Annotated in this window: 17 protein-coding genes; 4 read left to right on the top strand and 13 right to left on the bottom strand. The window is 39.6% G+C overall.

The window, feature by feature from the left end:
- Positions 1 to 7: 7 nt before the first annotated feature.
- From HZA77_04910 to HZA77_04965, 12 genes are all read right to left on the bottom strand, one after another.
- Positions 8 to 1,207 carry a cation:proton antiporter gene (locus tag HZA77_04910; protein ID MBI5374750.1) on the bottom strand — a complete coding sequence of 400 codons (1,200 nt, stop codon included), beginning with the start codon at positions 1,205 to 1,207 and terminating at the stop codon, positions 8 to 10.
- The gene (locus HZA77_04915) at positions 1,207 to 1,878 is read right to left on the bottom strand and encodes an ABC transporter ATP-binding protein (GenBank protein ID MBI5374751.1); all 672 of its coding nucleotides are present in this window, start codon (positions 1,876 to 1,878) and stop codon (positions 1,207 to 1,209) included. Before HZA77_04915 ends, HZA77_04910 begins: the two co-directional genes overlap by 1 nt.
- Position 1,879: 1 nt before the next feature.
- On the bottom strand, positions 1,880 to 3,133 hold the full coding sequence (locus tag HZA77_04920; GenBank protein ID MBI5374752.1) for an ABC transporter permease: 1,254 nt from the start codon (positions 3,131 to 3,133) through the stop codon (positions 1,880 to 1,882).
- A complete protein-coding gene (locus HZA77_04925; protein ID MBI5374753.1) occupies positions 3,130 to 3,525 on the bottom strand; it encodes a heavy-metal-associated domain-containing protein in 396 nt (131 codons plus the stop codon). Before HZA77_04925 ends, HZA77_04920 begins: the two co-directional genes overlap by 4 nt.
- Before the next feature lie 14 nt (positions 3,526 to 3,539).
- Positions 3,540 to 4,022: a DUF2318 domain-containing protein gene (locus tag HZA77_04930; protein ID MBI5374754.1), complete on the bottom strand. Its 483-nt coding sequence runs from the start codon at positions 4,020 to 4,022 to the stop codon at positions 3,540 to 3,542.
- A gap of 11 nt (positions 4,023 to 4,033) precedes the next feature.
- Positions 4,034 to 4,972, bottom strand: coding sequence for a SurA N-terminal domain-containing protein (locus tag HZA77_04935; protein MBI5374755.1), 939 nt, complete (start codon positions 4,970 to 4,972; stop codon positions 4,034 to 4,036).
- Positions 4,973 to 5,383, bottom strand: a complete 411-nt coding sequence (locus HZA77_04940; protein ID MBI5374756.1) for a cytochrome c — start codon at positions 5,381 to 5,383, stop codon at positions 4,973 to 4,975.
- Positions 5,384 to 5,414: 31 nt separating this feature from the next.
- Positions 5,415 to 5,894 carry a hypothetical protein gene (locus HZA77_04945; GenBank protein ID MBI5374757.1) on the bottom strand — a complete coding sequence of 160 codons (480 nt, stop codon included), beginning with the start codon at positions 5,892 to 5,894 and terminating at the stop codon, positions 5,415 to 5,417.
- A 289-nt stretch (positions 5,895 to 6,183) separates the two neighbouring features.
- Positions 6,184 to 6,504, bottom strand: a complete 321-nt coding sequence (locus tag HZA77_04950) for a hypothetical protein (protein MBI5374758.1) — start codon at positions 6,502 to 6,504, stop codon at positions 6,184 to 6,186.
- A gap of 108 nt (positions 6,505 to 6,612) precedes the next feature.
- Positions 6,613 to 7,710 carry a hypothetical protein gene (locus HZA77_04955; protein MBI5374759.1) on the bottom strand — a complete coding sequence of 366 codons (1,098 nt, stop codon included), beginning with the start codon at positions 7,708 to 7,710 and terminating at the stop codon, positions 6,613 to 6,615.
- Entirely contained in the window at positions 7,710 to 8,210 is a 501-nt protein-coding gene (locus HZA77_04960) for a zf-HC2 domain-containing protein (GenBank protein ID MBI5374760.1), read from the bottom strand. The genes HZA77_04955 and HZA77_04960 overlap by 1 nt, the downstream gene beginning before the upstream one ends.
- Entirely contained in the window at positions 8,207 to 8,821 is a 615-nt protein-coding gene (locus HZA77_04965; protein MBI5374761.1) for an RNA polymerase sigma factor, read from the bottom strand. Before HZA77_04965 ends, HZA77_04960 begins: the two co-directional genes overlap by 4 nt.
- A 165-nt stretch (positions 8,822 to 8,986) precedes the next feature.
- Here HZA77_04965 and HZA77_04970 point away from each other — a divergent pair, with 165 nt between their 5' ends.
- Positions 8,987 to 9,427 (top strand): hypothetical protein, encoded by a 441-nt coding sequence (locus tag HZA77_04970; GenBank protein MBI5374762.1) that lies wholly within the window; start codon positions 8,987 to 8,989, stop codon positions 9,425 to 9,427.
- Positions 9,428 to 9,534: 107 nt separating this feature from the next.
- Positions 9,535 to 9,777 (top strand): hypothetical protein, encoded by a 243-nt coding sequence (locus HZA77_04975; GenBank protein ID MBI5374763.1) that lies wholly within the window; start codon positions 9,535 to 9,537, stop codon positions 9,775 to 9,777.
- An 89-nt stretch (positions 9,778 to 9,866) separates the two neighbouring features.
- Here the strand turns inward: HZA77_04975 and HZA77_04980 are convergent, their stop codons facing one another.
- Complete coding sequence (locus tag HZA77_04980; GenBank protein ID MBI5374764.1) at positions 9,867 to 10,616, bottom strand: sulfite exporter TauE/SafE family protein; 750 nt, start codon at positions 10,614 to 10,616, stop codon at positions 9,867 to 9,869.
- A gap of 117 nt (positions 10,617 to 10,733) precedes the next feature.
- On the opposite strand from HZA77_04980, the gene HZA77_04985 reads away from it, so the two are divergent.
- Both HZA77_04985 and HZA77_04990 read left to right on the top strand, forming a co-directional pair.
- Positions 10,734 to 11,462 (top strand): glycosyltransferase, encoded by a 729-nt coding sequence (locus HZA77_04985; protein ID MBI5374765.1) that lies wholly within the window; start codon positions 10,734 to 10,736, stop codon positions 11,460 to 11,462.
- Entirely contained in the window at positions 11,437 to 13,098 is a 1,662-nt protein-coding gene (locus HZA77_04990; protein MBI5374766.1) for a glycosyltransferase family 39 protein, read from the top strand. The genes HZA77_04985 and HZA77_04990 overlap by 26 nt, the downstream gene beginning before the upstream one ends.
- Positions 13,099 to 13,137 lie beyond the last annotated feature (39 nt).

Raw genomic sequence — 13,137 nt, forward strand, 5'->3', positions numbered from 1 at the left:
AATATCTTTATTGATTTTCCCTGAAGCTTATCTTTATCAGCGGCGGGGTTACTAGCGTTGTAACCATCACCATTATTACGACAGCACTGAAGATGGAATCGTCTAAGACTCCAATCTGTTTTCCGATTGAGGCAAAAATCAGTCCAACTTCTCCTCTTGGAACCATTGCGAATCCTACGCATAATCGGTTTATCCCCTTGCCGACAGCAAATCCGCAGACCTGTTTTCCTGCAAAGGCTGCGAGAGTTATTCCAGCCGCAACACCAAGGACTTTCATATCAGTGAATGTTTGAAGATTAACCTGTACCCCCATAAGGACAAAAAATATTGGGACAAGGAATCCTGAGATAGGTTTAATGATGTCTGTTAATGGTTCGTCTGTTCTGAAACGAGAAAAATGCACTTCATCGAGGATAAGACCTGCGGCAAAAGCGCCAACAATAGGTGCAAGCCCTATCATGCTCGCAATATAAGAAAAGATAAAAGCTGTGCTCAAAGCAAAGACAAGCTTTGTCCCGTCAACCTTCATCTTTGCAACATATTTTGTAAGTATTGGGGCGGCTTTAATCCCTATCAATATTCCGAGACAAATGAAGATTACTGACTTAGCAGTTATTAGGAGAACGGATGAAACACTTATGGTTCCGGATATTACAATTCCAGTGACTACACTTAAGATGACGAGCCCCATTACATCATCTATTACTGCGGCGCCAAGCACGATCTTTGCCTCTTTTGATGAAATCTTCCGGAGGTCTTTAAATACCCTTGCAGTAATTCCTACACTTGTGGCGCATAAAATTGCGCCAATGAAAATATGCAGATTGGTGCTGCCTGAAGGATAAAAATAGAGGCTGACAAAGTAACCAAGTATAAATGGGGCAATAACACCTACGGTAGCAACCCAGAGCGATGTCCAGCCCACCTTCATCATTTCGCCGAGGTTGGACTCAAGTCCCACTTCAAAAAGCAGAATTACAACTCCTATCCTTGAAAGAATGTCAATATAGGGGTCATGAGCAATTGGTTTGAAAAAATCTATACCTGTAAAGTAAGGGAGATTTCCTATTAGAATGCCGGCTAAAAGTTCGCCCAGAACAGCCGGCTGCTTGATTTTTTCAAATAATTCACCGCCAATTTTGGCTGCCACCAGGATTATAACAAGCCATAACAATATCGGGGTTACAGGGTCAATATGGGTATCCATCAATTTTCTTTTATCTTTCCATCGAGGATGACTATTTTCCGGCTTGCGTGCGTTGCATTTTCAGGGTTGTGCGTCACCATTATAATTGTATGCCCATGTTTATTCAACGTATCAAATACAGCCATAATCTCATTGCTTGTGCCTGTATCGAGGTTTCCAGTGGGTTCATCTGCAAGGATTATTGGCGGATCGTTAACAATAGCTCTTGCGATTGCCACCCGCTCCTGTTCGCCCCCTGAAAGCTGGTTCGGGAGTCTTTCAATCTTTTTTTCCAGCCCGACCTTTGCCAGCACCCGGAGGGCTTTATCAGATTTTTCAGCTTTGCTCCCTTTCTGTATGGCAAGGGGGAGCATTACGTTCTCTATGACATTAAGATAGGGGATAAGATTAAAATCCTGAAATACAAAACCAAGATACTCGCTTCTGTAGGCTGCTATCTGCTCATTGGAAAGAGAATATATGTCCATCTCATCAATGAGAACATTTCCCCCGGAAGGGTGATTCAAGCCTCCCAAAACAGAAAGGAGCGTGCTTTTGCCGGAGCCTGACTGTCCCATTATGGATACAAACTCTCCGTCATCGATTGTTACGTTTACTCCGTTAAGAGCAAACACCTCCTCGTGACTGCCTGTGTATTTTTTCTTAATGTTTTTAATTTCAATAAAATTCATATCATAATGACCTAAGTGCGGCTGATGGGTCAAGCCTTGAAGCCTTTCTCGCCGGATAATAGCTTGCAAGGATTCCTGCGACAATAGAAAGTCCTACTGAGCTTAGGGCGAGATATGGGTTAAAGGAAATACCTCCTCCTGAAAAATCCTTCAACGCAGTCATAACAATGTAGGCTGCTCCTATGCCGGCAGCATAACCAATTATGCCCGCAATGGCTCCCACAGTAACTGCTTCAATAAGGAATATATGCATTATACTTTTCTGCTGGAACCCTATGGCTCTGAATATTCCTATCTCTCGTTTTCTTTCATTTACAGAGCCCATCATTGTAACAAAAACAAGGAGCGTTCCCACAAGTATAACTACACCGGAAATACCGGCAGCAAAATTTCTGAAGTGATCGAGCGTTTCTATTCTCCCCCGCACAACCTCTTTTAAAGCTGTTACCCTTGCCTGCGGGAGGATCCCTGATATCTGTGAAACGATATCCTCTATAGGGCAGTTGTAACAGTAAGCACTTATTTCAATTAAAGAGATTTTTCCGTCTTTCCCGAGGATTTTCTGCGCAAAGGGGAGGCTTGTGAATATCATCATGTCATCCTGTGAACCGGTCTCCTCAAGAACTACAGATGAATAGAGACGAAAGTCTTTTCCCGGTATATCCTCTCCGGGAGATATTCCAAGTTTGCGGGCAGCTTCGTATCCTATAATAGCAGCATTTTCAACGCGCATGTCAGATAGTATGACAGGTTCTCCGTTATTTTGCGGAATGTCGGCGCTGGTGCCCTCCATATCCATATCGTGTTCAGGCATAGGTGCTTTATAATTTGGAGAGGCTTTTCTCCACCATCTCTTAAGTCTCAGTTCCTCTTCAAAGTCAATCCCTGCTATCGGTACATTTATACCGGCAAAATTTACTACTCCTATTATCTTGGGGGCTATAATACTTATGTTCCTGCTGTTTTCAATATTACGGATCTTGTCAAGAACGGCTTCATCCATTTCTTTTTTTTCGAGAGACATCTCGCCTAAAGCAATACCTCCGTAGCTTAAGGTAAGGCCGTCAGACTTTGGGATTACAATGATGTTTGCTCCGTATTCATCAAGTTTCCGTCCCAGGCTTTCTCCCATTTTCTCGGTTACAGTTACAAGTGTTACTACGGTAGATACAGCAACAAGAAGTCCAAGTATTATGAAGAAAGTTTTTCCTTTTCTTCTTTTCAGATTTTCAAATGCTATGTCTCTAAGTCTCATCCTTCTGCACGCTCCTTAACAATCAACACTTCTCCTTTATAACCGCCTGTACCTGCCTTTGCTATTGCAGCTACGAATTGCTGAGGATCAGTCCTCTTGCTGTCAAAATATACAAGTGCGCTGTTGGTTGACAAATCAACGTCAGCTTTTATGACACCGGGTACGCTTTCTATGGCTGCCTTAACTCTTGGAGGGCACGACGGACAGTAGAGTCCGTCTATCTTAAGGGTCGCAAGACTGTATGACTTTAATTCATTTACTTTATAAAGGTAAAATCCTGCTGATGCAAAAAGGATTAAAGCCACTGCAAGGGATATAACTCTTGCAGTAGTGTTTTTTTTGCCTTTGCCGGTGTTTAAAACCTTTGCTCGCTTTTCAGGGTAATGTATCATTTCAAGAATTTAACTTACTGAAAGTAAAAAGCTCCTTCCTCAATGTTCTTCCTCAGGATTACCAGATTTTTTCCATTAATCTTTCTGTCAAGAGGAGCAGGATTACATCCACCCTTAACTTCATTGATTTTGGAAGATGGGAATGTCTGTCCACAGCGCCTGCAAACCATTAAATCGCCATTCTGATAATATCCAAGTTTCCACCTGAAACATACATCGCAGGTGTCAAAGGCGGCCCTTATCGCCCCGTCTGAGCTTTTAACTATGAAGAAGCGTACAGGAGAGGTTCCTTTATTATAAATAAAATAATGGACTTTCCCGTCTGAAACTTTGTCAACTGGGTATGTGAAATCCGCCCCATCTGCAAGTTCAACCTTTTCAAATTGCGTTATGTCGAGGGGCGGGACATTTGGTCCTGCTGTTGTTGCCTTCCATGGGGAAAGAAACATCAGAACTCCCGCAACAAATAAAATAGCAAATAACTTATTTTTTCCCATATTGTATCTCCTTAGCTTTTTGAGCAGCATGAGCCGCCACATCCTTTTGTTGATCCTCCACTATCTTTTGCCTGAAGAATTTCCGGGTTGTATATCTGAATGTCTGCAGCATCCTCTATCTCTGTAAGCCATGCCTGAAAAAGATCTCCTTTTTTGCTGTCCGGCGTATCCTTTGGAAACACTTTGGAGGTTAGAAACTTTTCCAGCATAATGTTCTTTCCGACATCATTGCGAAAATCGTCAAAGCTCCTTCCATCTTCTTTTAGACTTGCATTGAGGCTTTCCATATTCATGTTATATTGCTTGAGAATACTGTCTATCTGCTGATTGATTTCTGCATCAGAAACCTGTATTTTTTCCTTTTCAAGTACATCATTTATCAGCATCTCAGTTATCATTTCATCAGCGAGATCTCCTGTTAAGCTGAGTTTTTGCTCCTCGGTGAGCATTGGAAGCTTATTCTGTTTTTTTATAATGTTTATTGTGTTAAAAAGTTTTTTGTTGAATTCCTCGTTAGTTACCCTCTTTCCGTTTACTGCCATTGTATAATTCGCTGAAAACTCTTTTCTCTTTGCAGCTTCTCCGGCAAGGGTTTTTTCATCTTTAAGTTTTACTAGAGTTGCCTTGTAATTGCCTGCTTTGGCAACTCTATCAATAAGCTCTTTTGTTGATATCTTAGAGGGATTGAATATGATGGAAGCATTCTCTCTTGCAAGGCTGACATAAACCTTCTCAGTTTTTCCTGGGATAGAAAGGGCAGTTTTTATTTTTTCAACACAACTTCCGCACGTCATTCCTTCTATTTTTAATAAGGCTTCATTCTTCCCGATTAGTTCCTCCTGTGCTGAAGCTTCAGACTCAGGAAAGCCCTTTAACGTTATTGCCTGCCTAAGAACCAAGAGCGCAGTAATAAACAGTATTGCTATTATAACGATATTTTTTTTGTTCATTTACTTTTTCTCCGGAACAGAAAACTTTCTTATGTGATTTACCAGATCCCATATCTCGCTTTCCTTCAGTTTATCCTTCCATGAAGGCATGGGTCCTTTGCCTGTTGAGATCTTCCAGAAAATTTCTCCATCTGTCATTTCGTCCATCATTTCTTTGTCAGTGAAGTTTGACGGTTTAACCGTAAGGTTTGCTCCTACCACACCTTTGCCATCGCCCTTCTCGCCATGACATATAACGCACTTTTCCTTATAAGTTTTTGCCCCTCTTTCAATTGAAGTTGTATCCGCCTGTATGGGATTTTTAATCGCCTTTACATTGTCCGGAGCTATCCACCCCATATTATGGGAATATGCGAGGGTTGTAATTGTTAACAGTATTATTGATGAAACCATTAAATGCTTAGATTTCATGGCTATTTTTCTCCCTTTTATTTTAGAAAAATTATTTAAGTTCATGCCAGAATTTTGCAATGTGTTTCTTTTCATCAGCAGTTTTAAATAAAACTATGACCCCGTATTTCCCTTTTTTCTGCATATTAAAGTCACAGCTGTAGTGATTCATTTCTTTTAAAAACTCTGCCCATTGTATCTGGTCTTTCTGATCAGGATCTATTATTTTTACTCGTACAACTGCATTATCAACAACTTTTCCGTCAGTTCCTTTCATTTCAAGCGAAAAAAAGTGTGTTGCCTGTGGGGTCATCTTCATTTTGGCTGGATCAATCTTCATGTCTGTCATCATTTTTTTATGCTCGTCAGCAGTCTGAACACTGTAGTTTAATATGTAACCGTCAACTGTAAGAGTGCTCATAGGTCCCATATTCATCATGTCATGCTGAGTTTCAGCTTTGGCATTTGCCGGAAGAAATAAAACTGTACAGAGAAACGTAATAGCTATTACACCAAGCAACCCTTTCTTCATTTTGCTCCTCCCTTAGATATTTAGTTAACTACTTTCAATTATCTTATCTTTAATAATAAATGCAAGATGAATGCCAAATCTGTTTACTAATAATAGTTGGAGTTAATATGTTGAAAATGTAAACTTATTAGTTGATGTTTGGGATTGAAATCCAACATTTCTATAAAAAAATTTGTATCAAATGCTGCATGAAGGTTTCATTTAATGCTACAGAAAAAAATGGGAAGCCTAAAAAGGTTTCCCATTTTTTATTACTATCTGTTTGTCAGAAAAAATTTTCCCTATTATTTTATTTTCCCTGAGTGTTTGGTCCGTACCATGATCCCGGTCCGGGACAGAACCATCCGCCTCCGCTTTGCGGACTACTCTGTGCATTTGGCTGTCCCTGGAAGTATCTCATTCCTCCTCTGGGGCCATAGCCTTGCCCGCGCGGTCCATAGCCGCCACCTCCGCAGCATCCATAATAATACTGCCCTTCTGCCGGAGCCTGCTGTGCAGAAGTGTCAGGAGCATTCTTTGATGCTGACTCATCAGCAGCAAAGGCCAGCATGAATGTCCCAAGTGCTGCTACGCAAAAGAGAACCATAATAATTAATGTTGTCCTTTTCATCTTGTTCACCTCCTCCGGTTATTTTTGATTTGCTGTTCCGGAATAAGAAGTTTATTTCGGCTTATACTTTTTAAGACAACCCATATGCTTATAAGGTTCCAATGAATTTTAATTACCTTCATTTTTCTCCAGGTTTTTTCTCAGTGTATCGAGGTCTGATTCAGCTATTGTCCCGATTATTATAAACCTTGTGCCGCTGTTGAAGAATGCCCTCAGATTTTCTCCGCTCTGTTCCAAAAGCTCACAGTTTGCAGGCGAACATCCTCTGCCCATGCGCATCCGTCCCCTCATCATTGTCCTCGGTGAAAAACCTTCGTCACATCTCGGGCATTTTTTTGGCCCCTCAAAGATTGATATACTTGTCAGCCCGTCAAAATAACGGATGTGTGCCATTTCAACCCCGCACTGGCATTGATAAGTGTAGATGCCATCGAGAACAAAACCGGGTGGAAGCCAGCCGGGTTGTAAAACTTTAAAGCCGGCATGCTTTGAGAAATCATCAATTGATGTTATTTTTTTAGGGCCTTCGCTAATATCTATTATTCTAACTTCGCGTGGGACATTGAATGCATTTTCAGGGACAGAAGAATTAAAATCCACGCTGGTAAAATATGTCACAAGCTGCAAAGAATTATCAGGATTATAAAGTTTGGAACTCAATATTGCGTAGTTGGATTTATCGATCCAGAGCTTCTTATATGGCCGGCCGGAATATTTTGAACTGACTTCAATAAGATAGGTGTCCCGCCCGGCAACTTTTTCTTCTCCCTCCTGAATGACCTTATAATTTTCAAATAACAGTTTCTTCTTGTCTTCCGTATTTTGAGGAGAAGCTTCCGCTAGAGTTCGAAACACTATCTTTTTTACCCTGTCATAACGTAACAGACTGTTGTCTTTATTTATTACAACAATGTTTGAAGCCCCGGCTCCTTTATATTCCATCCTGCACATACCATGCTGCCTGTAACTTACATTAGCCTCGTTAGAAAAGTCATAGGGCTTCATGTAGGATATGGTTTTTGATGTCCCGGTGAAATCAAGCATCCCCTCAGTGCTGAGGGCTTTTTTGAGGATTTCTTCGCCAGTCTCTGCATATATTTCAAAAAAACAGCCGGTCCAGACAAATATCTGGATAATGATGACGGGAATAAGAAAAGACAACTTTCTGAATATAATATCGTTGTTACAATATATTGGAGGTTTCACTATTTTTGTTCCTCTGCTTTTGCTATTATGAAATTTAAAGCAATCCTGTCAGAAAGCGGGTCATTCATTGATGCTTCCATGTATTCTTCCATATACTCCCCCCCGCCTGAAGTGCTTAGTGACCTGGTTTGGTTCCAGTAAAGAAATCCTCCTGCGAGCAGCAGGATAAATGCCAAAACTCCGAAAGCAGCGGCTACGCGTTTTCTAAATGAAAATGAGGCGAAGTAAATGTCGAGATTACTTAAGGCATCAGACAGGGATAAACGCTTTGAATGTTTTTGTTCGATCATTATCTCATTTCTGATGGCATTCCACATTCCTTCAGGTTCTTCCTCGAAATCTATGTTGCCGATCATATTGTTTATGCTTTTAAGATATTCAAATTCTCCATTGCACCTTCTGCAGGAGGAAAGATGTGATTGAAGTTTTCTGATCTCCTCAGCATTCAGGGCATCTGAAAGATAAGGGTTTATTTTTTTTAGTGTTCTCCTGCAGTTCATTGATTTCCCTCTTTATTCTGATAATACTTAAATTTTTCAGCTATTTGCACTCTCCCCCGTGAAAGGCGTGACTTGATTGTCCCTTCAGGAAGCCCTGTGATTTCAGAGATATCCTCTATTTTTATTTCTTCTATGTAATGAAGTATCAGAATTTCCCTGTAAGTTTGGTTTATTTCTGAGAGACAGGTAAGAAGTATTCTTTTGTTTTCATTGACAATTAATTTTTCTTCCGGGTTATCATCTGGTGACATATGATCATCCGGGCTCGAATTGTAGCCCTCCATCCTCTTATTTGTATATTCCCCTTTATCAATAAATAGTTTTAACTCATGTTTTTTTTTGCTAATTACATCTTTTATAAGGTTAGATGCTATTCTCATAATCCATATACCGAAGAGTTTCTCATCCCTTAATGACTTTAACCCTTTGAATACTCTTATAAAAATATCTTGAGTTGCTTCTTTGGCTATTTCATGGTTTCCAACCATTCTCAGGCAGTAGTTATATATCCTTTTCTTGTGTTTCAGGAAGATTTGCTCAAAAGCTCCTATATCTCCGGAACTTGCCTTCCTGATAAGGTCAACTTCAACATTCCCATCCTGTTCAGCCATTTCTTCCCTTTGTTATTAATAGACGGTCGGGAGCAAAAAAAGTTCCTTAGCTATTCCTAACTATTTGACTAATTTTACATTTTATGTTATCAGGTTCCTAATTAGTTGCAATCCATTTGGGGGTCCTGCTCAAAAGATTTTCGAATTTTTTTTAAGGAGGCGTAGATGACTATAAAAAGGGAGGATTTGGTAGAGAATAATACTATCAACATCTTTTGTGGAAAGTGTAATGGTAAGTCTCCACATAATATCCGTTCAGTTAGTGAAGATAAAGTTAAAATTCATTGTAACGGATGCGGGAAAAACTCAACCAGGCTTGTCCGCCGCTTATTGAATGAGAAAGAACCTGGCATAAGGAAATCTAAGAAAAGAACAAGCAGTGACAGACTTTCCGGCATTTACAGAGAGGAATCATATTACAACAAGCTTCTTAGCAGCAATCCTAAGCCCTATATCTTCAGGGAGAGCTATATTCTTGATGATATCATTTCCCATGACACCTTTGGTCTCGGAAAGGTGGTAGAGCAGAAAGGCGACAATAAGATAATTGTCCTTTTCTACAAACATGGTGAAAAGATGCTTATCTGCGGAACGGACTATAAGTAAGTAAAGAAGGAAATAGATGGAAATTTTTCGTTCATTTATTCGCTTGACAACTTTGAAAGCTCTCATTAATAGAATAATGTGAAACTTTATCTTCGGAGGGGAATGGCATGGCAGAATATTTTGTATATCTCAGCTATCCGGATAGCAGGGCTGTAATTCATCTGGCGACGTGCCCAGATTGCAAACCTCATAACGGAACACCTACAGATTACTGGTCAGGTCCGTATAATAATGTGGAAAAAGCAAAGGGGTATGCCTTCGTAGCATTAAAGAAGAACATAAGCGGTTGCCCGAAATGCACGAACATCGGTAAGGTAATTAATCCGCTACCGATGGATTCTTTTGACTGATTAGAAATTGCCATAAAATAGAATCTGCTGCAAAGATCTTAAATTGAATTTTTTAAACATTACTTTTAAGATTCTTGCAGCAGTTTTTTTTAATTCCCTTTTAATGCGGGTATAACAAGAAATACTGCTGAACAGATCAAAATCCCGGCAACAATCCTGTTGAAGTAAACCTCATTTATTTTGAGATGAAATATCGAACCGCATATAACCGCAGCAATCAAGGATGGTAAGAAATATAAAGCAGATGTTAAAAGTTCCTGTGTAAAAAGCCCCTGTGCTGTATACACGCCGCACCTTAAGATGTCGTTTATAAAAAATATTGCAATAAGCGTTGACCTTAATTTTCCCCTGTCTTCTATCTGGCTTTCAGTATATATGGCAATTGGAGGACCCTGCTGTCCTGTCACTCCTCCAATACTTCCTCCTGCAAAACCACAAAGTAATCCAAAAGGTATATTTGGCGTTTTTTTTATTGAAAATCTTGTTGATGCAGGGAACAATATTTTTATGGCAAATATGAATATCAGCGCTGAAAGAATTATCCTCAGGCTATTCTGACTTGCATATGCAAGTATCCTGGAACCTACCATTACTCCGGCAAAGGAGCTTGATATCATTATGACTAATATGTCTTTTTTTACCTGGCCCCATATTTTGATTATTATTACTGCACCAAAAAAAACCTCGAATATAAGTTCCAGAGGGACTACTGTTTTGATGTCGATAAGTAATGAAAGTAATGGAACACAGACAAGAGCTGCACCAAGACCTGTAACCGCTTTTAAACCGAATGAAATGAAAACTATGAGACTTCCCGCTATTAACTGATATGAATTCATTGTTCAGTCAATATCTTATACAGATTCTAATCTGTGAGAGATATCCAATTATTCTAGGAATCAAGTTTTGACTTTTCATTGACGACATGCCCCGCTATCTCTTATAAAAGTATATACATGAACTCTATTTCTATTATTATACCGGCCTATAATGAAAGTAAACGGATTCTTCCCACGATTGAAGGTCTTGTGGATTTTTTTTCCGGCTTCATGTCGAAGTATGAAATAATAGTAGTTGATGATGGCAGCACAGACGGGACCTCTGAGCTGGTGAAGAAATTTGCATCAGGGGTTTCAGCGAATATCTCTGTTGAGCGTCTTGATTTAAATTGCGGCAAGGGGATGGCTGTGAAAAGAGGGGTTGAGAAGGCAGAAAATGATATTGTCTTTTTTGTTGATGCAGACCAGTCATATGGACCTGAGAATATAGCATACGCGGTAAAGGAGTTTGAAGATCCTGCTATTTCAATGCTAATAGGAGACAGAAATCTAAAGAACTCCCGGATAATAAATCCCCCTCCATTACTGCGGACTATTTCCGGAAAAATATATTCCCTTCTTGTGCAGTCTCTTGTACTTCCCGGAATAACTGATTCGCAATGCGGATTTAAGGCATTCAGGCATGAATGTGCGGTCAACATATTTAAGAGAGTTACCATATTCAGATTCGGGTTCGACGTTGAAGTCCTCTATATCGCAAAGAAGCTTGGTTACAAAATAAAGAAGATGCCCATAACATGCAGGAATACTATTGAATCAAGGGTGCGCCTCATAAACGATTCCCTCAGAATGTTTTCTGACCTTTTTACAATTAGAGCTAATGACAAAAAAGGACTCTACCTCTGACTTTGTTGTTTTAATAATCATACTCACTTTAGCAGGTGCATCATTTTTTCTTAACCTTGGGGATATCCCTTTCTGGCAGGATGAAGGAGAAACAGCGGTAGTTTCATCAAATCTGTTAGAAAATAAAATTCCTGTTGCCTGGGATGGGAAAAACCTTGTTTCATCTTTGAATGGTGCAGATTTTAATTCTGACTTTGTCTGGACCTGGCATCCATGGGTTCAGTTCTATGTTACTGCTGCATCATTTTTGGTTTTTGGGAAGTCAACCTTTGCAGGAAGGATCCCTTTTGCATTATGCGGTTTTCTTACAGTTTGGCTTCTTTATTTTGTTACAGTTAAACTGACGGATAATAAAAAAATAGGCCTTCTTGCAACCTTTTTTCTCGCCACGAATCTTCAGTTCATTCTGTTTTGCAGACAATGCCGGTATTATGCACTTCTTCCATTATTCACTCTTCTCATGGTTTATGCCGTAACTTTTCTCGAAACAAGAAAGGGGTTTTGTATCTTTGCCTGCTCTGCTGTTCTTCTTTTCCATTCAAATTATGCCTCATTCCCATTTATTATGTTAGGGCTTTTTTGTTATCTGGTGATGTACAGGGATAATAGGAAACTCAAGAATTTTTTTTATTCCCTGATCCCCATAGTGCTTCTTACTGTACCCTGGTTTATATATGCAAAAGCATATCTCAGAAAACCTCAATCACCATCATCAGGAAAGCTACATGAGTATATTGTTCAACTTACTGATCTTCTTTATCTGGTGAATCAGGTTGCACTACCTCTTCTTCTGATGTTACCTGCAATTTATTTTCTTTTTAAAAGAAAAGCAGATTACAAAAATGCTGTGATGGTTTCGCTGGCTGTAGTGCTTCCTGTGATTTTTCTTCTCCCATTCGTAAGCTATACACAATACATAGTAGGGATGAGATATGCCACTGGAATTATTCCTCTGCTATGCGTGATTGGTGCATTGTCTGTTGCTAACCTTTACGGTGTACGCAAATGGCTTGGAGTTTCAGTGTTTCTTATTTTTATTCTTACCGACCTCTTGGTGTGGGTTCCTGCCTATGGTTTCAGATTAGCAGCAGGTGAAAGCGGGAAATATAAGATTTTCCCTATTACAGAGGAAATAAAAACGGCACTCACCGGAAAATCTGTGTATTCCGATTTTTTCCATGAAATCATGTATCACTTTAAAAGCCCTATAGAAGGTATCTCAGATTTTTTAAAATCAAAGAGCGAGCCCGGGGATGTAGTTCTTACCAATTATGAAAGAGACCCGTTAATTTTTTATACCGGAAGGAGAATGGCGTATATACTTTCAGATGATGAGATCTTCTGCAATTCCATTCCGGCAGCACCTTATGATCCGTCGCTTAAAAATAAACTACCTGATTATATATTTTCAATTGAAAACATTGACTGGATAGTTGAAAGATCAAATTATCCGATACGTCTTTTTGATTTCAACGCATTAAAGGAGAGGCTTGAGAAGGATGGTCTAATAGAAAAGGTTTATAAACTTGACTACCCCGATCTTCCATGGAGCAACAGAGAAGATATCAGGTACCATAAATTTAAAACTCCGATTGGATATCCACAGGTTACGATTTTTAAATTAAGAAGACATTAAGTTGAATGTGTCCGGCGGGTGAAATACCGTTGGAATTAT

Source organism: Candidatus Schekmanbacteria bacterium (assembly GCA_016219965.1).
GTDB lineage: Bacteria > Schekmanbacteria > GWA2-38-11 > GWA2-38-11 > J061 > JACRJM01.